The sequence below is a fragment of the Devosia rhodophyticola genome, assembly GCF_028816475.1.
Classification (GTDB): Bacteria; Pseudomonadota; Alphaproteobacteria; order Rhizobiales; family Devosiaceae; genus Devosia; species Devosia rhodophyticola.
In genome coordinates, this window is the sequence record NZ_CP118247.1 from 1703623 (window position 1) to 1729060 (window position 25438).

The following is a 25438-nucleotide window of genomic DNA, read 5'->3' on the forward strand; positions in this document are numbered from 1 at the left end:
AAAGGGGCGTCGACTTGCCCCGAGCGCGAGCGGACCAAAGAGTTAGTTTTGATGAGCCAAGAGAATAAAGCCGAGGATGCCGAGCCGGACGTGAACTGGGACGAACTGCGGCCTCAGGCGATCAAGCTGGTGCTGGAACTTGGCCCGCTGGTCGTGTTCTTTTTCGTCAATGCGCGGTTTGATATTTTTACGGCCACGGCCTGGTTCATGGGCGCGATGGTTGTCTCGCTGGCGCTAAGCTGGATGATTCTTAAAAAGGTCGCGGTCATGCCGCTGGTTACCGGCGTTGTCGTGCTGGTGTTTGGCGGGTTGACGCTCTGGCTTCAGGACGACACTTTTATCAAGATCAAGCCGACGATCACCAATTGCCTGTTTGGATCGGTGCTGTTGGGCGGACTGCTGTTCAAGCAGTCGCTGCTCAAATATGTGTTTGGCGATGTCTACAAGCTGTTGCCGCGCGGTTGGTACATTCTGACGCTGCGTTGGGGCGTGTTCTTTTTTGTGCTCGCCATCATCAATGAAATTCTGTGGCGCAATTTTTCCACTGATGTGTGGGTGGCGTTCAAGGTCTGGGGCGTTATGCCCATAACCATCATATTCTCGCTGGCCCAGCTTCGGGTGCTCAACAAATATGCGCCGCCTGCCGAGCCGACGCATGTGCCCCCGATTGTGGTCGACCCTTAGAGCATCGTGCGGAAAAGTGGGAACCGGTATTCCGCAAAAAACGACGCAATACCAAAAAACTAGAGCGCAAGTTCGGATTCTGTCGGAACGCCCGGCGGCTCTAACCAAACAGGCCGATAACCACGCCCTGCAGCACCAGAACGCCGAGCAGATAGCCGGCGTCGATGAAGGTCAGCGACCATTTGGCGCCCTGATAGCGATGGTTGAGGATCATGGCGGTGATGACAAAACCGAACCATAGCTGGGCGCCAACCAGCGCCCCGTTCGCGGGGTTGATGGCTCCGGTCAGTGCCGGGATCAGGACAGCCAGAAAATAGGCCATGACCAATTGCACGGCGACTGACCAGATATAGGGGCTGGGGTCAGCCGAATTGATGTCTTCGGGCTTTTTGCCCAATGCGTCCAACCATTGTCGCGACAGCGCCATATACCAGCCCATGCCCAGAGCCATGCTGGCAACAACGGCCAGAATGATGGCCAGCCAATTCACTGAAATATGCAAGAACATGTTTACCCCCCAGATTGGCGTCCCCCGACGCCAACATCACATTAAAACGAAATCCGGCTTTTGTAACAGTTTCAGAGCCCGGCCATCTTGCAGATGATCTGCCATTCTTTTGGTGTCACCGGGGAAACCGACAGCCGCGAGAGTTTGACCAGCGCCATTTCGGCAAGGCTTTCAGTTTCCTTGATGGTGGCCAGGGTCACGGGTTTGGGCACGGGTTTGACCGCTTCAATATCAACGCATTCCCACACCACTTTGCCGTCCTTCAGATCGGCGGTGCTATCGGGATGGGCAAGCGCTGCGATGCGCACGATACCGACGATCTCCTTGCCGACATTGGAGTGGTAGAAAAAGGCTTCATCGCCTATCTGCATGGCGCGCATGAAATTCCTGGCGGCGTAATTGCGCACGCCGTCCCATTCCTCTGTCTCGCCCTTTTGGGTCTTGGCCTGCATGTCCTCAAACGAGAAAACGTTGGGTTCTGACTTGAGCAACCAATAGGCCATTATTGACCTCGCCCGGTGGGGTTGTTGATGGCCCAGTTCCAGCGAATGACCTCATAAGAGGCGAATACGCCTTCGGTTACAAATGGATCGGCGGCAGCCAGCGCCCTGGCTTCGGCAAGATCGCGGGCTTCAACGACCATCAGGCTGCCGTTGGGTTGATCATCCTCGCCGTAAAGGGCGCCCGCGAAAACGATTCTGTCACCAACCGATTTCAAATGCTCGATGTGGGTGGGGCGCACTGCCAGACGATGGTCGACGCCGTCTGGTTTGTCTCGGGCGATAATGGCGTAAAGCATTATTATTCCTCGCGTTTAAGCGGCCGAGCCATCAGGCCTGCCACAATGGTGGTAATGTCGGCGTGCCCGTCGAGCAGTTGATTGACGGCGCTGATCAGCGGGGCGTCGACAAGGAGGCTATGGGCCAGGGCGCGGGCGACCGGCGTGGTGGCGACGCCCTCAGCAAGTTCAGCACCGCGGGCCAGAATGTCTGCCAGCTTTTCACCGCGCCCCAGCGCCATGCCAAACTGGTAATTGCGCGATTGGGAAGAGGTGCAGGAAAGCGTGAGATCCCCAAGGCCTGCCAGCCCGGTCAATGTGGTGGCGGAGCCCCCCATGGCGACGACCATCCGGGCCATTTCGGCATAGGCGCGTGCCAACAGGGCCGAGCGCGCCGAGGCGCCCAGATTGGCCCCTTCAACGGCCCCACAGGCCAGCGCGTAAACATTCTTGAGGGCGCCGGCCAATTCAACGCCGATCCGGTCATCGGCGGCATAGGGGCGAAATCCTGGACCGGCCAAGGCGGCGGCCAACGCCGAAGTCAGATCGGCATCATCGCCTGCCAAGGTAACGGCAGTGGGGCGCCCTGCGGCAACGTCGGCGGCAAAACTGGGGCCGGAAAGTACAAACGGGATGGCGTCAGGGGCCATATCGGCCAGAATTTCGCTCTGGCGCTGCAGGGTGCCGGTTTCAAGACCTTTGGCCGAGAGCACAACCGGCTTGTCGGCCAGAAGGTCAGGATCGATATCGCCGAGCGCGGCGCGGCTTGATTGTGCAGGCACCGCCAGAATGAAGCAATCGGCGACCGGATGGGTGGTTTGCGCGGTTATTGTTGCAGACAGCGCCTGCGTGCCCAAAGCGCGGTTATTGAGATGATGATCGTTGATTTCTGCGGCGTGCTCGCTGGTGCGCACCATCAAAACGACCTCGCGGCCAGCCATGGCGGCGGCTTGTGCCAATGCGGTGCCCCAGGCACCCGCCCCAATGACGCAGATTTTTTCAAGCTTCATGGGGGATCACCTTCATGTCGGTTGAATCAAGCGGCCAGCGGGCCCTGGCTGTAAAATCCAGTCCATCGCGCGCGCCCATGGCAAATCGTTCGGCCCCGGCCCAGGCCACCATGGCGCCATTGTCGGTGCAGAGCGCTATGGGCGGCACGATCAATGTGGCACCAGCGACATCTGCCGCCGTTTGAAGCGCGGCGGCAATGGTGCGGTTGGCGGCGACGCCACCGGCGACCACCAGCGTTGTCGGCGCGTGGGGCAGTTCCGTGGCTAACCGTGCCAGCGCGTCGCGGGCACGCGTGCCGACCACTTCGGCCACCGCAGCCTGAAAACTGGCGGCAATATCGGCGACGTCCTGCTGGTTGAGCGGGCCAATGGCTTCGGCTTGCAATCGCACGGCGGTCTTGAGCCCGGAAAATGAAAAGTCGAGCCGGGCTTCGCGCAGCAGCGGGCGCGGGAAGCGAAAGCGTTTTGAATCGCCCGATTTGGCGATTGCCTCGACCGCCGGGCCGCCGGGAACGCCGAGACTGAGCATTTTGGCGACCTTGTCGAAGGCCTCGCCGAGCGCATCATCAATCGTTGTGCCCCAGCGCTGATAATCGCCAACGCCACGCACCAGAACGAACTGGCTGTGCCCACCCGAAACCAACAGCATGAGATAGGGAAAGGCGACCTTGTCGGTCAGGCGTGCCGTCAGGGCATGGGCTTCAAGGTGGTTGATGGCCAGAAGCGGTTTATCGAGTGCGGCGGCCAGCGCCTTGGCGGTTGTCAGCCCGACCAGCACCCCGCCGATCAGGCCGGGACCGGCGGTGGCGGCAATAGCGTCGACATCATCAAGCGCCATATCGGCTTCGCGGCAGGCCTGAGCGATTATGTGGTCGAGAAAACTGATATGAGCGCGTGCCGCCAGTTCCGGCACCACACCGCCAAAGGCTGCGTGTTCGTCAAACTGGCTGCGCACGACATTGGAGACGATGGTGCCCACGCCATTGTGATCGCGCACAACAATGGCGGCGGCGGTTTCGTCGCAGCTGGTCTCGATACCCAATATGGTAGCTTGCGCTTGCCCGGTCACGACGATCTGGTCTACTCCCTTTAGGGAGCCTTTGCCTACTATAGGATATGAGTGCATTGCAATCACCCGTCCCCCTTGTTCGAATCGGTACGCGCGCTTCGCCACTTGCCATGATGCAGGCCAGGCTTGTGGCAAGGCTGCTGCGACAGCATCATGGGTTGGCCGAAAGTGCGATTGAGATCGTGGCGATTTCCACCGGCGGGGACCGGTCCCAGAAATCCAATGCCAGCCTTGCCGAAATTGGCGGCAAGGGTCTGTTCACCAAGGAGATCGACGCGGCCATGCTGGGCGGGCAGGTCGATATTGGCGTGCATAGTTCCAAGGATGTGGCGACAGTATTGCCGGACGGTATTGCGATGCCGGTTTATCTTGAGCGCGAGGATGCGCGCGACGCGTTCATTTCGCTGCGGTTCAAATCGCTGATGGCGCTGCCGCAGGGCGGCAAATTTGGCACCTCTTCGATCTCGGCGGGCGGCGCAGGTGCTGCGGTTGCGCCCGGATCTTGAAGTCGTGCCGTTTCGTGGCAATGTCGATACCCGGTTGCAAAAGCTGGCTGATGGGGTCGCCGATGCGACGATGCTGGCGGTTGCAGGTCTAAATCGGCTGGAGAAATCTGACCGGGTTACCGCTATTCTGGAGGCTGATCATTTCATGCCGGCACCGGCCCAGGGGGCCATCGGAATTGCCGCCCGATGCGATGATTCGGCGGCGCAGGCCTTGATCGCGCCGCTCAATCATCGGTCAACCCACAGTGCCATTGTGGCTGAACGCGCCATGCTGGCGGTGCTCGATGGGTCGTGCCGCACCCCTGTGGGCGCGTGGTCAGCGCTGCAGGGCGATCAGATCGAGTTGCGCGGCGAAATATTAAGCCTTGATGGCCAGCAGCATTTTGCCGCAAGCGCGTCGGGGCCGCTGGCGGCGGCTGAAACGCTGGGTGCGGCATTGGGGCAAAGGCTATTGGAAAGCGCGGGCACTGCCTTTCTGGCGCAGTGGGCGGCCGTTCCATGAAGATGCTGGTAACACGACCGCTGGCCGATGCGCAGGGAACAATGCGGCGCCTGGAATTACTCGATATTGAGCCGGTGGCCGCCCCGCTGCTGGTCAAACAGGTGCTCGACACACCCTTGCCAAAGGCCGACCAGTTTGCCGCGATGGCGGTTTCCAGCACCAATGCCCTGCGGGCGCTGGCGGAGCGGGATGCGCTGCATAACTATCGGCACTTGCCGGTCTATGCGGTAGGGGACCGCACCGCGATGCAGGCAGTCGGCATGGGTTTTTCCAATGTCACGAGCGCTGCGGGCGGTTTTGTCGAACTTGTCGATGTGCTGGCCGAGGCAAAATTGGGCGGCCCGATATTTTATCCTTCGGCCCAGACGCCTTCGGGCGACCTTGGAACGATGATGAGCGCGGTGGGGGGGACGGTCGTTACCACCCCGGTCTATGCCATGGTTGCGGTCACAGAGATGCCGCAGGGAATCGTCCAGGATATTGCCGATGGTTCGATAGTTGCAGCTCTGTTGTTTTCGCGGCGGACGGCGACCAGTTTTGTTAACGCACTGGCCGACAGGCTCAGTCCCGAACAGCGATCGGCACTTAGTGTGCTGTGCATATCTGATGCGGTCGCGGAACCATTGGTGCGGGCGGGGTTTTCCCTAGGCGGGGTATCAGAACGCCCGGACGAAGAATCGATGATGTCGCTGGCTTTAACTATTGCGCGGGCGCGAAACGCGTCATAATGGCGACGGCGAACAAGGAGCCGGAAAATGGCTGATTCCAAAGGCGGGCCGGTTAAGCCACCGGTGATCGATCTGAGCGCGCGCGAAGCGAGTGCTGCAAGCGGGGAAAAAGACATCAAGTCCAACCCCGAAAAGCCAGCTTCTGCCAGCGATACCAAATCCGCCAGTGGTCCGGCCGCAAAATCGGCCAGAGCCCCCGAGACCAAAACCGCCGCCCCCGTTGCGGCCAGCACAGCGCCCTCGGCCACCGGTGCAAAGCCGCGGCCGGGCGCGCATTCCACTTCGGAAAAGACCAGCCAGACCGAGCCGGCGCCCACTGCCGCTCCATCTGGCGGTGGTCGCGGTGGCCTTGCTGTGGGCGCAGCGTTGGCCGGAGCCGTTCTGGGACTGGCGGCGGCCTATGGCCTGGCATGGGCGGGTTATTGGCCGACCCCGGTAGCTAAACCCGATCCGCGGCTGGCCCAATATGATCAGGTTTTGCCCGAACTGCGCAACGAGGCCCAGTCAGCCCAGAGCGCGGTAGCTGGACTTGTCGAACGGGTTGCAGCGCTCGAAAGCGCTGAACCAATGCAGGCAGTCCCCGCAGGCGGTCAGGGTGATAGCCCAAGCGCGATAGCCGACCTGCAGACCGAGATCGAGGCGCTCAAGACCCAGATCGCGGCCCAGCCCGCCAGCGGCGAAAGTTCTGCGGCACTTGATCTGTCCGGCATTCGCGACGATCTGGCCCAATTCCGCTTGAACCTCGGTGAACTGAGCGCGCGGATCGGCACGGCCGAGAGCGGGCTGGATCAGCTCGACAAAAGCGTTGCTGCCAATAGCGAGGCGGTGTCAAAGCAGCCCAACGACATCAATGCCGTGCTGCAATTGCCGCTGATCCTGTCGGGGCTGGAAACCGCCTTTGCCAGCGGTCGGCCCTATGAAACCGAATTGAATGCTTTGCGCGCCGGTCTGCCCGACGCGACGGTGCCGACCGAAATTGCTAATGGCGCGGTTGGCGGGCTGACCCGGGGTGATGTGATCGAAGCGCAGTTTGCCGCCGTCTTGCCCAATATTTTGGCGGGCCGGCCGGCCAATCCCGATGCCAGTTGGCAGGACAGTACGCTGGACTGGTTCCGTTCGGCCATTGCGCTGCGCCCGACCGAGGCAATGGAAGGGGATAATCCAGAGGCTGTTGTATCGCGGCTCAACGCCGCCATTGGTCGGCGCGATTTTGTCGAGGCAGATACGCTCTTTGCTCAATTGCCCGCGCCCATGCGGGCAGCGGCCGGGGACGTTCCGGTCATGGTCAAGGCGCAGGCGGCCGCCAGTTTGTTTCTTGATGGCCTGCGTCAGCAGGCCCTTAGCGAGGTTGCACCATGACCCGGCTGGCCTCGTGGATCATTGGCAGCCTTGTCGTTACGGCGCTGATCGCCTGGATGATTTCGCTGCCCGGCACGGTGACGCTCGAAGTGGCCAATTATCGCATGCAACCGCGTCTGGGCACGGCCATTTTCATGCTGATGATTGTTGCCGCTCTGGTCATTTTCGTCTGGGCGGTGGTGCGGCGGGTGTTGGGCACGCCAAAATATCTGGCCCGGCGCAATCAGGAAAAGCGCAAGCAGCAAGGGGTTGATGCGCTTTCGGATGCCTTTATTGCGTTGCAGGCGGGCGATCTGGGGCGGGCTCGCTCATTGGCGCGCGATGCCCAGTCGCGTCTGCCCGAAAATGCAGCCGCCCTATTGCTGGAAGCACGCGCTGATCTGGCGCTGGGCGACATGCGCGCCGCCCGACAGCATTATCGCGCACTGATCTCCAATGAAAAAACCGCCATGGCCGCGCTCTCGGGGCTTTACGAACAGGCCCGCACGCAAAACCGCGGCGAGGCGGCGCTGACCTTTGCGCGCAAGGCGCTGACGCTCGTCCCAAATGTGGACTGGGCCAGTGCGGCGGTATTTGATGATCTGGTGCGGCAAGGCGCCTGGGCGCAGGCGGTGGGCATGGTCAATGGCGAACCGGCCAATAATCGCGAGGAGCGGGCGCAAAAGCGGCGTCGGCAGGCGGTCATTGAAACGGCGCGAGCACGCGAAAATGAAACCAGTAATGCTCTGGACGCGCTTGATCACGCGCTGACGGCGCTCAAGCTATTGCCCGATTTTGTGCCCGCTGCGTTGATTGCAGCCCGCATCCACATTAATCGCGGCGAAACGCGCAAGGCGATGAGTCTGTTGCGGCGCATCTGGCGCGGCACTGGCCATCCTGACGTTGCCCGGCTTTACGCCCATGCCCAACCCGGTGCCTCGGCGGTTGATCGGCTCAAGCGCACCCGCGAACTGATCGCCACCCCGGTGGCCAATCGCGCGGAGGCGGTGGTTATGGCGCGCGCGGCGGTCGATGCCTATGATTGGGTCCTGGCGCGCGAGGCGCTCAAGTCGTTCGTTGGTGAACAAGCCAGCCAGGGCGTCGCCAGTCTGATGGCCGAAATTGAAGAGGGTCAGTCAGGCGATCAGGGCAAGGCGCGCGAATGGCTGGCCCGGGCGGTGCGCGCGCCGCGTGACCCGGCCTGGACCACCGATGGCCTAGTCAGCGATGAGTGGGAGCCGGTTTCTCCGGTGACCGGCAAGCTCGATGCGTTCGAATGGAAAGTGCCCGTTAGCCTCAGCGCGACCCGCAACCCGACGTCCGCAACCCCAACTCCCATCGCCCCACCGGCGCCGCTCAAGCCAGAACCGGCCAAACAAGATTCAGATGGCGACGTCTTGGCACTTGCACGGGCGGGCAACGCTGAGTAAAAGAACGCCCGTCAGCGCACCCCGCCGACACGCCGCATTAGCTCAGTTGGTAGAGCACATCATTCGTAATGATGGGGTCAGGTGTTCGAGTCACCTATGCGGCACCAGTTAACCAATTGAAATCGTTCAATGTTTGTTGAGTGTTCCTGATCGCTGGAGCGGCAATTGTCCGTGGGGCGCCACCGGGTCGCCACCACTTCAAGAATGCGTGGCTCCATGCCGAGTTCGCGGAGCAAATGGTCGAGCGGTCGATGACACAACCTTCGGCCACATCAGTCCGCATAAAGCTCGTGTTGAACATTCACGAAGGCGTTGCGGATCTCTTCAGTATTTCCCAGTCTGGATTTGGCATCGGCCAGAGTGCCGTAACGGGCCGTCAGGAAGGATGAAAGTTTGGAGAGCGACAGTTCGCTTTCGCCGTGCGCTGCATAGGCCTGCAGGACGCCGATGAGAAATTCGTGCATCTCGTCTTCGGTCGCCGCCAAGGCGCCGTTGGTAACGGCCTCAGCGCGCTGCGCGCGGGTTTTGGCGGGGATAGTGAAGCGGATATAGGCGAGCACGTCGAACAGGTCGCTATCGGGCGCGTCGATCATCTGGCGCATGTCGTTCAACTTGTCGGCGTCATAGCCCCGGTCTGCCAGCACCTCGATCAGCTTTTCGCGGCGGTCGGGGTCGCTCCATTCGGCACGTAGGGCGTCTTCGTCAAGGATCAAGCCAGACAGGTCGCCAAACAGCCGTTCAAAGAACTGTTGCGCTGACATCGGCTTGCCGTCCGGGCCCCAATAGGTCGTGGTGGCGATAAACTGGATTGATCTGGCCTTGCCGTCGGCCAGCTTGATGACCAACCTTTGTACCGGCTCAACCGGGTCAAGATCACTACCCTCCCCGTCGCCTTCGTTGCCGTTCTCGCCTTCGACAACGGCAGGACGGGACACCGGCGGCACCGGCTCCAGCGGCTCGCCGTCCCATCCGGGGTCTTCAAAATTCTCGTGGGCCCGGACGAAATCCCAGATGGTGAAATAGTCCTTGCCGTCATAGGTGCGGGTGCCGCGGCCGATGATTTGTTTGAATTCGATCATTGAGCGAACTGGGCGCATCAGCACGATATTGCGGATATTGCGGGCGTCAACGCCGGTTGAGAGCTTTTGCGATGTGGTCAAAATCGTAGGGATGGTTTTGCTATTGTCCTGGAAATTACGCAGGTGTTGTTCACCGACCGCGCCATCGTTGGCAGTAACGCGGTGGCAATAGTCGGGATTGGTGCTGGTTTTGACCTGATTGATTTGATCGCGCACCAGTGCCGCGTGCTCCTGGGTGGCGCAAAAAACCAAAGTCTTCTGGCGTTGGTCGATCTGGTTCATGAATTCGCGGACGCGGGCAAGTTCGCGGTCGGCGATAATGATGCGATTGTTGAAATCACCCTCGTCAAAGCTGTCGCCGATTTCCACTTCGCCGGAAAGCACTTCGTCTTCGGGGTGATAGACATATTCGTCGATGGTGCTGGCCATTTGACGTACCTTGAAAGGGGTCAGAAAGCCATCCTCGATGCCTTCGCGCAGTGAGTAGGTGTAAACCGGCTCGCCGAAATAGGCGTAGGTATCGGCGTTGTTCTTGCGCTTGGGCGTGGCCGTCATGCCGAGCTGGGCTGCCGGCTCGAAATATTCGAGCAACTTTCGCCACTCGCTCTCGTCCTTGGCGCCGCCGCGGTGGCATTCGTCGATGACGATGAAGTCGAAGAAATCGGGCGGGTATTGCAGATAGATCGGCTGGCTGTCGCCGGTCATGAAGGTCTGGAAGATGGTGAAGAACAGGCTGGCGTTTTTCGGTGGCTTGCCGTGGTTCTTGCGGATGTTGTCGGGGTCGATGCGGGTAATCGCGTCGTTTGGGAAGGCCGAAAAGGCGTTGTAGGCTTGATCGGCCAGAATGTTGCGATCGGCGAGAAACAGGATGCGCGGGCGACGGGTCGGCTCGTTGGTCAGGTTCCACTTGGCCTGAAAGAGCTTCCAAGCAATCTGGAAGGAGATGGAGGTCTTGCCGGTGCCCGTGGCGAGGGTGAGGAGGATGCGCCGGTCACCCTCGGCGATCGCGTCCAGCACGGCAGTAATCGCATTGTGCTGATAGTAGCGTGGGTCCCACTTGCCGCCATCGGTTTCGAAGGCTACCGCGCCGAACGCCTCGCGCCAGGCGTTGTGGTCGGCAAAGGTTCGATCCCACAATTCATCCGGCGTCGGGAAGGGCAGGGCGATGTCGCCTTCCTTGCCCGTCTCTATGTCGATGCCATACCAGTCAAGGCCATTGGATGCGTAGGCAAAGCGGGTCTTGAGGCGCTGCGCATAGTCCTTGGCCTGGCCGACGCCATTGCGGTGGCTGACGCTGGCCTTCTTGGCTTCGAGCACAGCCAGCTTGTGACCCTTGTGGATCAGCACATAGTCGCAGGACAGGGGCTTGCCACGCATGCCGCCGGTCTGAATGCGACCGGGACAGATGACCTCGCGCCGCAACTTCGAGCCGTCGACCTTGCCCCAGCCAGCCGCAGCGAGAACAGGGTCGATGCGCTCGGCGCGGGTGTCGGCTTCTGTCTCGTCGTGGGTCACAACAAACCCTCGATACCCAGCCCAGTCGCTCCGCCTTGGCAGGATGGGCATTTGCGGATGTGGAAATCGGAACCGTTGGCGCCATAGCGATGACCACAGATCGCGCCACCGGGATTGCGGCGCGCGCAGACGAGCACCCATACATATTGCAAATGATCGGTGCCGGGCCGATCGGTGCGCGCGATCAGGATCTGGTCATTCGGGTTGCTATCACCCGGCTTGCGCTGCGATACGGCCAAAGGAACACTCCAATCGGCTTAACTATGGCTCAGGTCAATTCGCCTGCAAAGGCTTTCTGCAATAGGGATTGGCGGAGATCGTGAATGTCTTGCAGGTTGGACTTATACTTTGAATGCAGCGCAGCAGTTGCGATCTCTAGTTCCGCGATATTGGTAACAACCGCTTTCTGTCGATCGATGCTGGGAACCTCGACCGGCATTTCTTTGATGATCCCCATGTTCAAACCGTCCATCACGGAGCCCGAAGCTTGCGCGGATAGATAGGACCGTGCCGCGGGACTGAATAGGAAGTATTGATGCATGTAGTCCGGCAGACATTTGTTCTGGTCCAACGAGATGCAGCATAAATGTTTTGTATTGATTGCGAGCGGAATGTCATCGGGGACAACGGCACAACGACCGCACGTACCCATGATCGTTATTATAACGTCACCCGGCCTGACCCTATACCGCTTAAGCTGCTGATATTTTTCATCGGTGATAAATCGGCTTTTGCCCCAACGAAATTTATTGGCCACCGCGTTGTCGATACCGAGTACCGCAATACCCTCGTCAACAAATTCGCTGTGCAGTAACTGGCTACCAAATGGCCCCGTTCGGACGGCTCCCTTGTCCGGCAGCGCTAGATCAGTGACCGTGGAAAGCAAAGTAGATTGGTCACCAGTTAGGGCCTCAAACTGCGCGGCGGCATAAGACTCAAACAAATCCCGCGCATTCTGCAGATTGGCTTCGGCATTGGCGCGGGCGCGGGCCAGACCCTCGAAGGCCTCGTCCAGAGCCTCAACAATTCGTTTTTGTTCTTTGAGCGGCGGCAGGGGAACGGGGAAATCGGTAATCATCCCCTTCTTGATATAGGGCATCGTGTTACCCAGCTTCTGCCCAAACAGCATAGGCTTAAGACCTGACTCGAAGACGTAGTAGAGAAAGTGCGGGAGTACTGAGTTGAAGTCCATTAGAACATACGTTCTTTGGTAGGCTTCAAACTTTCCGCTGCAGTAGCTTAAATTCCCGACGTCACCATTTCCAGCAATCAGCAGCGCCTCGCCTTCGAACGACCATTCGTCACTGTATGTGTGTTGCTTAGCACAGGTAAAAAACGGGTAGCGCCCCGATGGATTCCCTTGGTTTACGTCTTTTTTCCAGTCCTAACGGAGCAAACATCTTTTACCTGAACTTCCTTCCACCCCGCCCTCACAAGATCCCCCGGATGCTTTCGAGAATCTCGACCGTCTCGGCATCGCGCGCCAAAATGTCGGCGATGATGTCTTCTGGACCGCGCAGAGCTGCGGCTTCTGGCGCATTGGGGTTCTTCACCGACAGATCAAACGTTGCTTCATCCAGATCCGCGCGGTCTAAGATCCAGCTTTTTGGCCCGTTGGGCTGGGTTGGCTGCAACTCAACAAACTCGGCCAGATCGCCATCAGTGAGTGGATTAGTCTTGCCCATGCTGCGACCCGGATCGAGCTGGTAAATCCATATGTCGCGCGTCGGCGCGCCTTTATCAAAGAACAGCACCACGGTTTTAACCCCGGCGCCCTGAAATGTGCCGCCCGGCAGATCAAGAATGGTGTGCAGCGTGCAGGCCTCCAGCAATTCCTTGCGCAGGGCAATGCTGGCATTGTCGGTATTACTCAAAAAAGTGTTTTTGATCACCACTGCGGCGCGGCCACCGGCGCGCAGCTTGCGGATGAAATGCTGCAAGAACAAATAGGCCGTCTCGCCGGTGCGAATAGGGAAATTTTGTTGCACTTCGGGCCGCTCGCCGCCGCCAAAGGGGGGATTGGCGAGGACAATATCGTGGCGGTCTTTTTCCTGAATATCCATCACGTTCTCATTGAGCGAGTTGGTGTGGATAATATTGGGGGCCTCAATGCCGTGCAGGACCATGTTCATGATCCCGATAATATAGGCGAGAGATTTTTTCTCCTGCCCGTAAAAGGAGCGCTTCTGCAGCGTCTCATAGTCCGAGGCGCTGAGGTCGTCGCGGCGCATATGGTCATAGGCTTCGCACAAAAAGCCCGCTGAGCCGACAGCGCCGTCATAGACGGTTTCGCCCATTTTTGGATCGGTAACGGCGATCATGGCGCGGATTAGCGGGCGGGGCGTGTAATATTCGCCGCCATTGCGGCCGGCATTGCCCATGCGGCGAATACGGGTTTCGTAAAGCTGGGAGAGTTCGTGGCGCTCTTCTTGGGTATTAAAGTTGAGCGCATCGACGGTTTCGAGCACGTCGCGCAAAATATAGCCGGAGCGGAATTTATTGCGCAGTTCGGTGAACACCTCGCCGATCTTGTAATTGATCGTTTGTGGCCCGGTCGCCGACTGGCGAAAGCCGCCGAGATAGGGAAACAGTTTTTGATCAACAAAGGCGATCAAATCATCGCCAATCAGCGCAACATTGTGGTCGAACGCGCCATTCTTCTTCGGCGCGGCCCACTGGTCCCAGGTGAATTCGCCCTCGATGATGGGGGTGTAGCTCTTGCCTTCCAGCGTGGCCTGATCGCGGCGATCCGATTCAAGATCGTGCAGATATTTCAGAAACAGCACCCAGGAGATCTGCTCGACATAATCAAGTTCATTGCCAATGCCTTCTTCGGCGCGAAGGTCTTTTTCAATGCTATTAAAGGCGTTTTCGTACATATGAATCAATCAAATCAGTTGGCAGCTATGGAACGCACTATGATGCGCGTGCCTGCAGAAAGGCAAGAACCTGCGCCACAGTTTCGGGATCAGGTTCGCCCGTTTTGCCTTGCGCTGGAGCATTCCGCTGAGCCCAGAGTTCACCCATGATTTCGCTTTGGCGGTGGGCAGATACGGCGCCGTAGCTGGTCAACGTCGTCAACACCTGCTCGTGGCCGAGGTTCTGGCTCCAGGCCTTGAACTCCTCTGGTGTTCGGCAGATTCGTTCACCTAGCAATGCCAGGGTGCTGCGGAAGCTGTGTGGGTTGAAATAGGGCAGCCCTGCTGCTTCGAAGGCCGTCTTGAAGATGCGGCGGATAGCGGCGGCATCCTTCCAGTGCTTGCGATCAAGACCGAGAGCCTCGAAGTGCCCGCTCGCTCCCAGGCCGACGCGCGTGGCGGGAAACAGTGGATCATCAGGACCAAACAGCTGCGTGTTCGTCAGCTCATTGATCCAATCGGTAACGATCTGTACAAAATCGGCGCCGACCGGAAAGAACCAGGAGACAAAGCTTTTGCGCGCCTTGGTCCGCACGGTCCGTGCATCCTGATCGACAGTGCGGCACATCAGGTTGACGTGGCGAAGGGAAAAGGAGGCGATAGCATCGTCCCGCGCGCCGCTGAGCAGCGTAAACGCAAACACCGCGCGATCGCGTCGCTGCAGGATGGTTTCGGCTGGCATGGCGTGCAGAGCGTGCCGAATCTGTTCTACGCTGGGGACGGGCCGCGAACGCGACGCGCCAGCGATGCGCGCATCATTGGCGCTGGTATTGAAATAATCGGCGTCGGAATAGGTGATCTTGGATTTGTAACCGGGCTGACCGGCCAGCCATTTGAAGAACGCCTTGAGCGCCATCAGGCGTGAATGAATGGTTGCAGTGGCCAAGGGCTTACCGGTCGAGATGTTTTTCATCTCGTGCAGTTGGCGTTTGAATTTACGCGCCTGCTCAAGATGGAACTGCTTGAAATCACGGTGGCCCGTGCCCTCTTCAAACAGTGCAATTGCAGCCGCTACCTGGTCCACCGATGACGATGCCATGCGATTGGCCTCCTCGAGATAGGTCAGGTATTTGCGTTTGATGCGTTCATTGGCAGGATGATGCTTAGGCATGGTTGTCGGGCTCCTTGAGGTAGCGCTCATTCAGGCAGGGTTTGGGGCTATCTATTAAGCGCTCGAGACGACCGCGGCAGATCTTCTGACCGACCGGCTTTGATGCGCTGGGCACCCCACCCGGCACATGCACTGGGCCCGCTGAGCCGCACGATGCCTCAGAACGGCGCTCAGGCGGCCCGTGAGGTCGTAGTTCCTCTACGGGAGAACCGCCATTCCAGAGTAACTGGTTGAACAGCACAAATGCCGCGGGAAGTGGGATGTAGCCTTCAGGGATCAAGTCGACCATGGGCGGATATTTGCTGAAGGCGAAACTCGACTCAAGTGAAGATTGCCGCGAATGCTCAAAGAAGAGCTGCGCGGCATTGGTTATGACGGGGACGAAGATACGTTCCCGCGATGCTCACAGTTTGCACCACACCGGTACCGCTTCGGTGGCCGCGTATTCATGCTCTTGAGCTTTTCAAGATGGTTTTTGCTTAATCCGGCCAGTTCAAAATGCTGGCCTCGCGCGCAAGCCAGACCTCTTCGATGGGCATCTCGATGATATCGTTGGCGAGGGCAGCCTTGTCCAGTTCCTCAGTCAGGCGCTCGGCGACCATGAATTCTTGCCCCGGATGCAGATTGCAAGGGTCGAGGAAGAAGTGGCCGTGTTCCACTTCGTGGTCGCGCACGATGACGGGGCGATCCCCGGCGGCTAAACGCGCAGCGAGGTCCCATGCCGAAATATGGGTCTGTTGTGGGTCGATCGCGATTTTCATGCGCTCAAGCGGATTATTGGTCGGATCGGGCACAATTGTTGCCGTGACGCCGGGCTTGCCATCAAGCGCTTGGCTCCACACCTCAAGTGCGGCGCGCTCGCGGGCGCGGATGCCGTCGTGATCCCGGCTTTTCCAAGCGGTCATTGCCGCGATGACGCCCACAATACTCTCCTTGCCGACCTTCATGGCGCGGCCAATGCCCCGGTTTTGCAGATAGGCGGCACGCACCAAATTTTTGCGCCCGGCAACGATGCCTGAGGTTGGGCCGCCCAAAAATTTGTGGCCCGACCAGATTACGATATCGGCGCCAAGGGCGAGGATTGTTGTCATGTCATATTCAGACGCGGCATCGACAATGACCGGCACGCCCTTTTCATGGCAGATATTGATAAAGAGCTTGATGGGGATCTGTCCATAATCAACAACGTGGTGGGACACGACAAAGACGGCGGCGGCGGTTTTATCAGTGATTGAGGCGGCCAATTGATAGGCCGAGGCGGATGTCGCTTGGCCGACGGGAACCACTTTGGCCCCGGTGAGACGGATCATTTGCTCGACCGGCGCGCCAAAGCCGACCATGTGGCCGGACAGAGTGACGACTTCATTTTTGAGGGATCCGGTATCGGGCAGACGTTCAATGGCCAACAGGTCCTGCCCGGTAATGGCGCCCGCAACGGCCTGGGCAATGCCCGATGCGCAAGAGGCTGTTACCAGGCCTGCCTCGGCACCTGTGAGGTCGGCAATGACCTTGCTGGCTTGTTTGTAGAGTTCGCCCATTTCGAAAAACTGATTGAGACTTTGGCTCACCGCCTCGATGGCCTGGGGAACGACAATGGAGGAGCCTAGCGCCGTCATAGTACCGGAAACGTTGATGACCGGGCGTAGCCCTAAGTCCAGACGGATATCATTGGACACGACAAGACCTCAAATTGGGGTGGGACGGATAGCCGGAAAATCGGTGGAGCATGGCACGCCTAATCGGGCCATTTCAAAATGCCGGCAGTTGATTTGGTAGGGGTCGCCATAGCGTTGGCGGGCCGCTCGGCGTCGAATATTTCGGCCAGCCTTGTGGCAACGACATTGGCCTCGCCGGGATGCAAATTGCAGGGGTCGAGCCAAAAAACACCCCGCTCTGCCTGATGCCCACGGACCATAATGGGTGGGGAGCCACTGGCGAGCGTTGTGGCCAGCCCATAAGCGGTAAAGCCGCTTTTGGCCGACACCCGAATTTCAAGACGGTCAAGCGGATTGGCGGTCGGGTCGGGGTTGATTTTGGCCGCAATGCCGGGGCGCCCGGCCAGTGTTTGTTGCCAGAGTTCAAGGGCTGCGCTTTCTTTGGCGCGGATGCCGTCATGGTCGCGTATTTCCCAAGCGTCGAGCGCTGCCATGACCCCGGCAATAGTTTCCTTGCCAGCCTTCATGCCACGGGCAACGCCACGGTTCTGCAAATAACAGGAGCGCACCAGTCCCTTGCGACCGGCGACAAGGCCCGAGGTCGGGCCGCCCAAAAATTTGTGGCCACTATAGATGACCAGATCGGCCCCTTCGGCGATAAAGCGGCGGAAGTCGTATTCCGATGCCGCATCGACAATCACGGGTATGCCCTTGGCGTGGCAGATGGCGGCGAATTCGGGCAGGGTCAGCATGCCATAGGAAATGGTGGAATGGGCGACCACATAGATACCGGCGGCAGTGTTGGCGTTGATGGCCTCATCAAGCTGGTAGGCTTGAGTAGCGCTGACGGAACCCGCAAAAATGGGAGTACCACCGGCCAGCCGGATTGCCTGATCAATGCTGTTGCCATAGCCGACATTGTGGCCGTGCTGGAGGATAATTTCGGATTTAAGCCCGGTGGTATCGAGCGGCAGGCGGTCGATGGCGAGCAATTTATCGCCGGTCATGACGGCGGCCACGGCCATGACAATGCCGCCCGCCGCAGAGCCAGTGACAAGGCCCGCCTCAGCCCCGGTACTGCGGGCAATGGTGGCGCTGGCGGCGCGTTGCAAATCGTCGATTTCGACGAATTGGGGGGCGATTTCGGCCATGGCTTTGATCGCCTCTGGCACCATGATTGAGGCGCCGAGCGTGGTCATGGTGCCCGACACATTAATGATCGGGCGCAGGCCAAGACGCTCGCGGATCGGGGTATTGCTTGGAGTATTAATGAGGGATGCCATGAGAAAAACCTTGCCTAGGCGTGGAGTTCGAAGATGGCTTCGATCTCGACGGTAATGTTGTTGGGCAGTGAGGACACGCCGATTGCCGAGCGCGCGTGCTGGCCAATTTCACCAAAAACCTCGGTGAAGAGGTCCGAGCAGCCATTTATGACCTCGGGATGGCTGGCAAAATCGTCGGTGGCATTCACCAGGCCGAGTAGCTTTACCACTTGTTTGACCTCGCCCAGATCATCAACCGCACCGGCAAGAACTGACAAGATATTAAGCCCGGTGAGTTTGGCATGTTCATAGGCCTGAGCGGTTGAAACATCGACGCCGACCTTGCCGCGATGGAGCGCCCCATCGGCCTCGCGCGGGCCTTGTCCCGAGACAAAAACCAGTGATCCCGCGCGGATGAAGTTGCGGAAATTGCCGATGGGTGGCGCAATGGGAAGCAATTGGAGGCCTAGCGCTTCAAGGCGTGCCGGGTTTGGCATGGGTCGTCTCTTTTCAATTGGGGCAAAGTGGCTCGTCACCTTGCAAGCTCTAATTGGTTGCGGCGCTAAAGCGTGACAGGAAGTTGCGCAGCCGCTCATTATTCTCGACCTGAGCCATCGGCCATAAAGACAATGCGGTGACTGGCATCGCGGGCGAAGGCAATTTCGTGGGTTACCACCAACATGGTCATGCCCTCCACCGCAAGTTGGCGCACGACATCGAGCACTTCATTGACCAGTTCGGGATCGAGCGCCGACGTGATCTCGTCGAGCAGCAGGACCTTGGGGTCCATGGCCACGGCGCGGGCAATGCCGACACGCTGTTGTTGGCCGCCCGATAATTCAGAGGGGAGGCTATCGGCCTTGTGATCCAAGCCGACGCGCGCCAGCCAGTGTTGGGCGATTTCCCGGGCCTCCTTGTGGGGTTTTTTGCGCACGCGGCGGAGGCCGAGCATGATGTTTTGTTCGGCGGTCAGGTGGGGAAATAGGTTGAAGCTTTGGAACACCATGCCGGTTTCGGCACGCATGCCGGCCAGATCGGCCTCGCCGCGTCGCTTGCGGCTGACGCTATCGGTAAAGCCCACTTCGCGACCATCAATTTGGATCGAGCCGCCATCATAGGTTTCTAGGAAATTGACGCAGCGCAAAAGGGTGGTTTTGCCACTGCCTGAGGGGCCAATAATGGTGACGACTTCGCCGGCAACGACGTTGAGGTCAACCGAGGTCAGTACCTGATTTTCGCCGAAGGATTTGTTCAGTTTGTCGATTTGCAAAAGACTGGTCGCGCTCATGCGGCTCACTCCCGAATGTATGAGTAGCGCCGTTCCAAAACCTTGCTGAGGGTGGAAAGGCTGTAATTGATCGCGAAATATAGTAAGGCGCCCAAAATATAGAGCGGTAGTGGCTCATAGGTGCGCCCGATGACCTGATTGATGGCGTGCATCAAATCGACCACGCCGAGCAGGGACACCAGCGCGCTGCCTTTGACGGCGTCGGTAACCCCATTTAGCCATGGTGGCAAAAAGCGGCGGACGGCTTGGGGAAAAATCACGAAACGCAGGCGCTCGCGAAAAACGAGGCCGATCGACATGCCCGCTTCCATTTGGCCCCGCGGAATAGAGAGCACGGCACCCCGGACATATTCGATGACGTGGGCGGATTTGAAGATGGTCAGCGCCGTTACGGCCGACCAGAATGAACTTAGGTTTAGTCCAAGCGCGGGCATGCCGTAATATACAAGGAAGATCAGCACCAGAATGGGGATGCCGCGGATGCCATCGCCGATGAGGCGGATCAGCAGGCGCAATGGCAGTGGGCCATAGATAATGCCGACGCCAAGTATTACGCCGATGATCAGTGACAGGGCAACGACGATGAGTGAGACCAGAATGGTAATACCCAGCCCGTCGAGCAAATAGGGGATGGAATAAAGAACAGCGTCCATATCAGCGCTCCACCCTAAAACGGCGTTCCAAGAGGCGTAGACCGAACAGAATGACGTAGCCGGTAACGACATAGAGCACAGTGGTTACGGCATAAACTTCAACAATGCGGAAGGTCTTGTTGTTAATCCACTGGGCGCCATAGGTCAGCTCAGGGACGGCAATCACCGAAGCGATAGAGGTGTCTTTGAAAAGCGAAATGAAAGTGTTTGAAAGCGCTGGCAGGGTGATACGCGTCATGGTTGGGAGGCGCACATAGATCAGGCGCTGCCAGGGGGTGAGGCCCATGGCCTTGCCGGCATCCATCAGGCCTTTGGGCACGGCGTCGAGCCCGGAGCGGAACACTTCGACGAGATAAGCGCCGGCATAAAGCGAGAGCGTGGCAACGAACGAGACCGGAGCGCTATAGGCGATGTTGACCGCAGTCGGCAGGCCGTAAAACACCAGATAAACCAGCAAAAGCAGCGGCACGTTGCGGATGAATTCGACATAGGCCGAAATCAGGGTCCGGCCAATACGGCCAGCCGAAACGTACCAGATTGCCAGCACCAGACCGATTAGCGCGCCGATCGCAATGGAGATCAGCGCCAGTTCAAGGCTAAGCAGCAGACCGCCGCTCAACTTGTCGAAATTAGCCCAAATCTGAGTGAAGCTGAGTTGATAGCCCATGCTGCCTGCCGTTCGTGCGAGGGGCCGCAATCCGTGCGGGAACCGAGAGCCAGCACCCGGAGGCGCTGGCTGGTGCTGTTGGTTTAGATCGTTGGGAAGCCGGGGGTGCGAACCGGCGCGGCAGAGCCGAAATATTCCTTGAAGGCGGCGTCATAAAGCGCATTTTCATGGCCGAACATGGCGATGGCAAAGGCGGTGTCGACAAATTGCAGCCAATCAAGATCGCTCTGGCGTAAAGCCGCGCCATAAAGCATAGCGCGCCAGGATTTGCCGCTATCGACATAGCGATCAGGATTGCGGGCAACCAACCATTTGACCGTCGACAGATCAACGGCAGCAGCGTCAACGCGACCCGCTTCAAGCGCCTGGATCACGTTGGCCTGGGTGTCGATTTGCATAACCTGAGCATCTGGCAAGACTTCGTGCACGCCGTTTTCGGCATCAACATTTTGCAGGATGGAGACGCGCGTATCGGCACCGCCGGCCAGAAGCTCATCGAAGCTCTTCATTGTGCCCTTGGGACTGGTGAGCAGCGATACACCTTCGACGTAATAGGGGCGCGAAAAGGCGATGATCTGGGCGCGGGCGCCGGACATCGTCATGAACTGGATCGAAATATCGACCTTGCCGGTCACCACGTTTGGAACGCGTTGGGCCGCATCCTGGAGGACAAACTCGATCTTGGTTTCGTCGTCGAACAAAGCTTTGGCCAAAATCTTGCCCATGGTAATGTCCATGCCGACCAGTTCGCCCGCATCATTTTCAAAGTGCCATGGTGCATTGGTGCTGCCGGTGCCTACAATGAGGTGTCCGCGGTCAATTACCTTGCGCAACACGCTGTCGCTGGCTGACTGAGCCATCGCCTGTTGGGCGCTTAATGCCACCAAACCAACGCCACCGGCCAAAGCCGCGCCACCCATACCGAGCTTTAGAAATTCCCTACGTTTTGCAATGTCTGTCATCGTCGCCTCCTGGATTTCCTGTTCCCACCAGCCACGCTCAGATTTGGCGTTGTCTGGTATATCGGACAATGATCCGATATGTAAGACGCTAATGACAAAGTTTATGATTTGCAATAGGGGTGTTTGCAGGAGGCGCTATGACCGCAATTACGACCATCGAAAACAAACCGGAGAAAACCCGCGAGCGCGGCATTGATCGGGTGCTCAAGCTCTTGGCATACCTCAATGAACGTGGGAATCCGGTGCGTGTGGCCGAACTTCCCAAAGCGCTCGGCGCGCCCCGTTCAACGATTTATGAATTGGTGCGCGTGCTGACCGAATCGGGAGTTCTCGAGTTGAGCGGGGACGACAACAAGGTCTATTTCGGTAAACTTATTTATCTCTACGGCATCAATTATTTGCGCGAAAACGACCTGGTCAGACGTGGCTCGGCTGAAGTCGACGCGCTGTCCAAATTGACCGGGGAAACCAGCGAATTGTGCATGTTGCATCGCAACCGGCAGGCGATCGTGCATTCCCATTCGGGGTCGCGCCCGTTGCGGATCAGCTCCGAAGTTGGCGGGCAAATTCCGCTTCCATGGACGGCGTCCGGTCGACTGCTGTTGGCGCAGATGACATCGAGCGAGATCGAGGCTTTGCTGTCACCCGAAGATATGATCTTGCCCAACAAAAAACTGGTGGCGGTCGCCGATTTTGTGGCTGACTGCATTGGCGCGCGCGGCAGCGATATTGTCGCTTCAACGGGTTTGATCAGTAGCTTTACGCAATGCCTGGCTTCACCGATTAGGGGGTTGATGGGCAAGTTCTTGCCACCATTTGTCTGGTGTTGCCGATGGATGTTTATGGCGACAGGCTGGAGGAGTTAAAGCAGATCCTGATTGCCAGTAGCCGTAAACTGTCAATGCAGGCGTAATGGGTTTTCGGTGGGTGAGAAAATGTAAATGAAAGCCGATGTCATCGTTTTGGGGGCTGGCATTGTTGGGGTTAGCGTTGCCATCCATCTAAGCAAACGCCATCGTTCGGTGGTGCTGATTGATCGACGGGGGGCCGGCGAGGAGACCTCGTTTGGCAATGCCGGGTTGATCCAGCGAGAAGGCGTGGCGCCGCATTTGTTTCCCCAGAATTTGCTGACGCTGCTGAACTATGCGCGCAACCAAAGCACTGACATGCGGTTTCAATGGCGTGCCCTGCCGCGCCTGTCGAACTTTTTGCTCCAGTATTGGTGGTATTCGCGCTCGGCGTCCTATCGGACCATCGTGGAAGATTATGCCAAATTTATTGCCCATGCGGTGAGTGAGCACGCGCCGCTGATCGAGGAGACCGATACCCATGACCTCATTGGCAAGGCCGGTTGGATGGAAGTCTATCGAAACGATAAAAGTTTTGCGGTGGCGCGGGCTGAAGCGGAAGAACACCGTCGATTTGGGCTGACCCACAGGGCGTTTGATGGCGCGGGCTTAAGGGCGCAAGAGCCGGGGATCGCTGGCGAATTGGCAGGTGGCATCCACTGGACCCAGCCTTGGACGGTTCGTGACCCGCTGGCGCTGACTCAAGCCTATCTTGGCCTATTTCGCAAACTAGGCGGCCAGTTCATTATGGGGGATGCCGCGACTTTGCGCCCGGCAAATGGGGGCTGGGAGGTCGATAGTCATAGCGGGGCGATTATTGCCAAAGACGCCGTTGTGGCGCTGGGGCCATGGTCCGATATGCTGCTGCGTAAATTTGGGCGGCGGCTGCCGCTTGGCGTCAAGCGCGGCTACCACATGCATTACGCGCCACGGGACAACGTCAGACTTTCCATGCCGATTTATGATGAGGCGGGTTTTTTGGTCGTGCCGATGCATCGCGGAATTCGCCTGACCACCGGTGCTGAATTCGCCCTGCTCGACGCGCCGTCAAATCCAGCCCAACTGGATCGCGCTGAGCAGATCGCCGCTGTGTCATATTCACTGGGTGAGCGGCTCGACGCGAACCCATGGATCGGCGCGCGTCCCTGTACTTCCGACATGAAACCGATCATCGGTCCCGAGGGACGCCCGGGCCTGTGGCTGGCGCTGGGCCACGCCCATCACGGCTTGACACTCGGCCCCGCGACCGGGCGCCTGCTGGCGGAGATGATGACTGGCGAGACGCCGTTCATCGACCCAACGCCCTACGCCGTTTCCAGATTTGGATAGACACTTGAGTTTCCAAGGCGTAGCGCCGATCACTCAAATACCCGTCCCGAGAAGTTTCCGGCGACACCGGTTCATGACGTCACCCAACGTTGGGAGATGCAAATCGTTATACGCGACCGGAATTGGATTGCCTTTGCGGTCAACGGGATCAAACTTGGCGAATTCAAGGGTGATTTCGCCAACCACCGGATCAGCCTCATTGTGATCTTCGGTGTCATAGCGTTCAGGCATCTTTAGGCCGGACCTCCTCTGCCTGCTCATCGCCTTTGGCATGGGCAGCCGAAAACTGCTTCCGCCACACGTAAAGAGAATGGCCGCTGACGCCCAGATGCTGCGAAGAAGTCGTGTACACAGTCTGATCTGCGATCCTCAAAAATGATGGCGACGAAAACGTCATGATCGCCGCGACGTCAGGTTGCGCCTCTGTCCTTGAAGCACAGCAAAATCGCCACATCATCAACCCCAGGCCGTGCCCGACCATCCGCCTGTCGGCGACTTAATCCGAGCCACATCATCTGACGACGGACACTAGACACCGACGCGAATAGCGGCGCCAGTGTCGTTGAACAGGTGGATGTGGGGTTGGTCGAAGGCAAGTGCGATGGCATCGCCAATCTTGATGTCCATGGTGCCGTTCAGCCGCGTGACTAGAAGTCCCCAACCCGAAACATTGGTGTAGATCATGGTGTCCGAGCCCAGCCGTTCCACAATCTCGACTTCTCCTTGACATTGGCCGGGGCCATTGGTGGCGATCTGAATGTGTTCAGGACGTATCCCGAGACTGACCTGTTGATCTGATATGGCATAGGCCGGAAGCGGCAGGAACGTACCGTTGGGCAGGATGATGCCGCCATTGGCAAACGAACAGTCAAAGATGTTCATTGTTGGCGAGCCAATAAAATTGGCGACGAACAGATTTGCGGGCTTTTCGTACAACTCAATCGGCGTGCCAACCTGCTCGATATTACCCAAATTCATCACAACGATGCGATCGGCAAGTGTCATGGCTTCTACTTGATCGTGGGTGACGTACACCATCGTGGTGCCGAGTTCTCGGTGCAGGCGCGCGATTTCGAGCCGCATACCCACGCGTAGCGCGGCATCGAGGTTGGAGAGTGGTTCATCGAACAAGAATGCCTTGGGATTCCGCACGATGGCGCGGCCCATCGCAACGCGCTGACGCTGCCCTCCCGAGAGCGCCTTGGGCAGACGATCGAGAAAAGGTGTCAGTCCAAGTTTGGTGGCTGCCTTTCCAACCCGGTCGGTTTTCAGCGACTTTTTCTCTTTGCGGATCTCCATGCTGAAACCCATATTCCGCTCCACGTTCATATGTGGATAGAGCGCGTAAGACTGGAAGACCATGGCGATGTCTCGGTCGCGTGGCGGTTTTGCATTAACCCGTTCAGCATCGATGACGAGGTCGCCGCCGGAAATGCTTTCCAACCCAGCAATCATGCGTAGCAATGTGGATTTTCCACAACCGGACGGGCCGACCAGTACGACAAATTCACCGTCGAAAATATCCAGGTCGAGGCCAGAGATGACTTCCACAGCGCCGTAATTTTTAGCGATATTGTTCAGTGTGATAGTGGCCATCT

The 25438-nt window shown here is 58.5% G+C and carries 24 protein-coding genes, 1 tRNA gene and 3 pseudogenes; 8 read left to right on the plus strand and 20 right to left on the minus strand.

What is annotated here, in order from left to right:
* Positions 1 to 51: 51 nt before the first annotated feature.
* On the plus strand, positions 52 to 684 hold the full coding sequence (locus PSQ90_RS08365; RefSeq protein ID WP_282212930.1) for a septation protein A: 633 nt from the start codon (positions 52 to 54) through the stop codon (positions 682 to 684).
* Between the two features lie 100 nt (positions 685 to 784).
* On the opposite strand, the gene PSQ90_RS08370 is transcribed toward PSQ90_RS08365, so the two are convergent.
* From PSQ90_RS08370 to tsaD, 5 genes are all read right to left on the minus strand, one after another.
* A complete protein-coding gene (locus PSQ90_RS08370; protein ID WP_282212931.1) occupies positions 785 to 1192 on the minus strand; it encodes a DUF1761 domain-containing protein in 408 nt (135 codons plus the stop codon).
* A gap of 71 nt (positions 1193 to 1263) precedes the next feature.
* Positions 1264 to 1695 carry an EVE domain-containing protein gene (locus PSQ90_RS08375; protein WP_282212932.1) on the minus strand — a complete coding sequence of 144 codons (432 nt, stop codon included), beginning with the start codon at positions 1693 to 1695 and terminating at the stop codon, positions 1264 to 1266.
* Complete coding sequence (locus tag PSQ90_RS08380) at positions 1695 to 1991, minus strand: YciI family protein (RefSeq protein WP_282212933.1); 297 nt, start codon at positions 1989 to 1991, stop codon at positions 1695 to 1697. The genes PSQ90_RS08375 and PSQ90_RS08380 overlap by 1 nt, the downstream gene beginning before the upstream one ends.
* Positions 1992 to 1993: 2 nt before the next feature.
* Positions 1994 to 2980 carry an NAD(P)H-dependent glycerol-3-phosphate dehydrogenase gene (locus tag PSQ90_RS08385; protein WP_282212934.1) on the minus strand — a complete coding sequence of 329 codons (987 nt, stop codon included), beginning with the start codon at positions 2978 to 2980 and terminating at the stop codon, positions 1994 to 1996.
* Positions 2970 to 4106, minus strand: a complete 1137-nt coding sequence (tsaD, locus tag PSQ90_RS08390; protein ID WP_282212935.1) for a tRNA (adenosine(37)-N6)-threonylcarbamoyltransferase complex transferase subunit TsaD — start codon at positions 4104 to 4106, stop codon at positions 2970 to 2972. The genes PSQ90_RS08385 and tsaD overlap by 11 nt, the downstream gene beginning before the upstream one ends.
* Between tsaD and hemC the strand changes: the two are divergent.
* The 5 genes and pseudogenes from hemC to PSQ90_RS08420 all read left to right on the plus strand — a co-directional run bounded on the left by hemC (position 4097) and on the right by PSQ90_RS08420 (position 8660).
* Positions 4097 to 5057 (plus strand): annotated as a pseudogene (gene hemC, locus PSQ90_RS17145) (hydroxymethylbilane synthase). The gene tsaD and the pseudogene hemC sit on opposite strands and share 10 nt — an antisense overlap.
* On the plus strand, positions 5054 to 5785 hold the full coding sequence (locus PSQ90_RS08405; protein WP_282212938.1) for a uroporphyrinogen-III synthase: 732 nt from the start codon (positions 5054 to 5056) through the stop codon (positions 5783 to 5785). Before hemC ends, PSQ90_RS08405 begins: the two are co-directional and overlap by 4 nt.
* Positions 5786 to 5812: 27 nt before the next feature.
* Positions 5813 to 7144 carry a hypothetical protein gene (locus PSQ90_RS08410; RefSeq protein ID WP_282212939.1) on the plus strand — a complete coding sequence of 444 codons (1332 nt, stop codon included), beginning with the start codon at positions 5813 to 5815 and terminating at the stop codon, positions 7142 to 7144.
* Positions 7141 to 8553, plus strand: coding sequence for a heme biosynthesis protein HemY (locus PSQ90_RS08415; protein WP_282212940.1), 1413 nt, complete (start codon positions 7141 to 7143; stop codon positions 8551 to 8553). Before PSQ90_RS08410 ends, PSQ90_RS08415 begins: the two co-directional genes overlap by 4 nt.
* Positions 8554 to 8584: 31 nt before the next feature.
* Positions 8585 to 8660: transfer RNA gene (locus PSQ90_RS08420), tRNA-Thr, on the plus strand.
* A 165-nt stretch (positions 8661 to 8825) separates the two neighbouring features.
* On the opposite strand, the gene hsdR is transcribed toward PSQ90_RS08420, so the two are convergent.
* From hsdR to PSQ90_RS08485, 13 genes and pseudogenes are all read right to left on the minus strand, one after another.
* Positions 8826 to 11147 carry an EcoAI/FtnUII family type I restriction enzme subunit R gene (gene hsdR / locus PSQ90_RS08425; protein ID WP_282212941.1) on the minus strand — a complete coding sequence of 774 codons (2322 nt, stop codon included), beginning with the start codon at positions 11145 to 11147 and terminating at the stop codon, positions 8826 to 8828.
* Positions 11144 to 11386, minus strand: a complete 243-nt coding sequence (locus PSQ90_RS08430) for a hypothetical protein (protein WP_282212942.1) — start codon at positions 11384 to 11386, stop codon at positions 11144 to 11146. The genes hsdR and PSQ90_RS08430 overlap by 4 nt, the downstream gene beginning before the upstream one ends.
* Before the next feature lie 29 nt (positions 11387 to 11415).
* The gene (locus tag PSQ90_RS08435; RefSeq protein ID WP_282213014.1) at positions 11416 to 11904 is read right to left on the minus strand and encodes a restriction endonuclease subunit S; all 489 of its coding nucleotides are present in this window, start codon (positions 11902 to 11904) and stop codon (positions 11416 to 11418) included.
* 255 nt (positions 11905 to 12159) lie between these two features.
* Positions 12160 to 12495: pseudogene (locus PSQ90_RS08440) on the minus strand (restriction endonuclease subunit S); the annotation flags it as partial.
* 82 nt (positions 12496 to 12577) lie between these two features.
* Positions 12578 to 14026, minus strand: coding sequence for a class I SAM-dependent DNA methyltransferase (locus tag PSQ90_RS08445; RefSeq protein ID WP_282212943.1), 1449 nt, complete (start codon positions 14024 to 14026; stop codon positions 12578 to 12580).
* Between the two features lie 37 nt (positions 14027 to 14063).
* Entirely contained in the window at positions 14064 to 15176 is a 1113-nt protein-coding gene (locus PSQ90_RS08450; protein ID WP_282212944.1) for a tyrosine-type recombinase/integrase, read from the minus strand.
* 479 nt (positions 15177 to 15655) lie between these two features.
* A complete protein-coding gene (locus tag PSQ90_RS08455; protein WP_282212945.1) occupies positions 15656 to 16852 on the minus strand; it encodes an aminotransferase class V-fold PLP-dependent enzyme in 1197 nt (398 codons plus the stop codon).
* A 59-nt stretch (positions 16853 to 16911) separates the two neighbouring features.
* On the minus strand, positions 16912 to 18114 hold the full coding sequence (locus tag PSQ90_RS08460) for an aminotransferase class V-fold PLP-dependent enzyme (RefSeq protein ID WP_282212946.1): 1203 nt from the start codon (positions 18112 to 18114) through the stop codon (positions 16912 to 16914).
* 14 nt (positions 18115 to 18128) lie between these two features.
* Entirely contained in the window at positions 18129 to 18590 is a 462-nt protein-coding gene (locus tag PSQ90_RS08465) for a RidA family protein (RefSeq protein WP_282212947.1), read from the minus strand.
* A 49-nt stretch (positions 18591 to 18639) separates the two neighbouring features.
* Positions 18640 to 19381 (minus strand): annotated as a pseudogene (locus PSQ90_RS08470) (amino acid ABC transporter ATP-binding protein).
* 5 nt (positions 19382 to 19386) lie between these two features.
* Positions 19387 to 20034 (minus strand): amino acid ABC transporter permease, encoded by a 648-nt coding sequence (locus tag PSQ90_RS08475; RefSeq protein ID WP_282212949.1) that lies wholly within the window; start codon positions 20032 to 20034, stop codon positions 19387 to 19389.
* A 1-nt stretch (position 20035) separates the two neighbouring features.
* Positions 20036 to 20701 (minus strand): amino acid ABC transporter permease, encoded by a 666-nt coding sequence (locus PSQ90_RS08480; protein ID WP_282212950.1) that lies wholly within the window; start codon positions 20699 to 20701, stop codon positions 20036 to 20038.
* 83 nt (positions 20702 to 20784) lie between these two features.
* Positions 20785 to 21663 (minus strand): transporter substrate-binding domain-containing protein, encoded by an 879-nt coding sequence (locus PSQ90_RS08485; RefSeq protein ID WP_282212951.1) that lies wholly within the window; start codon positions 21661 to 21663, stop codon positions 20785 to 20787.
* A gap of 137 nt (positions 21664 to 21800) precedes the next feature.
* On the opposite strand from PSQ90_RS08485, the gene PSQ90_RS08490 reads away from it, so the two are divergent.
* Positions 21801 to 22529, plus strand: coding sequence for an IclR family transcriptional regulator (locus PSQ90_RS08490; RefSeq protein WP_282212952.1), 729 nt, complete (start codon positions 21801 to 21803; stop codon positions 22527 to 22529).
* Between the two features lie 75 nt (positions 22530 to 22604).
* On the plus strand, positions 22605 to 23840 hold the full coding sequence (locus tag PSQ90_RS08495) for an NAD(P)/FAD-dependent oxidoreductase (RefSeq protein WP_282212953.1): 1236 nt from the start codon (positions 22605 to 22607) through the stop codon (positions 23838 to 23840).
* 33 nt (positions 23841 to 23873) lie between these two features.
* On the opposite strand, the gene PSQ90_RS08500 is transcribed toward PSQ90_RS08495, so the two are convergent.
* Together PSQ90_RS08500 and PSQ90_RS08505 are read right to left on the minus strand one after the other, a co-directional pair.
* A complete protein-coding gene (locus tag PSQ90_RS08500; RefSeq protein ID WP_282212954.1) occupies positions 23874 to 24071 on the minus strand; it encodes a hypothetical protein in 198 nt (65 codons plus the stop codon).
* Between the two features lie 297 nt (positions 24072 to 24368).
* On the minus strand, positions 24369 to 25436 hold the full coding sequence (locus tag PSQ90_RS08505; protein ID WP_282212955.1) for an ABC transporter ATP-binding protein: 1068 nt from the start codon (positions 25434 to 25436) through the stop codon (positions 24369 to 24371).
* Between the last annotated feature and the right edge of the window lie 2 nt (positions 25437 to 25438).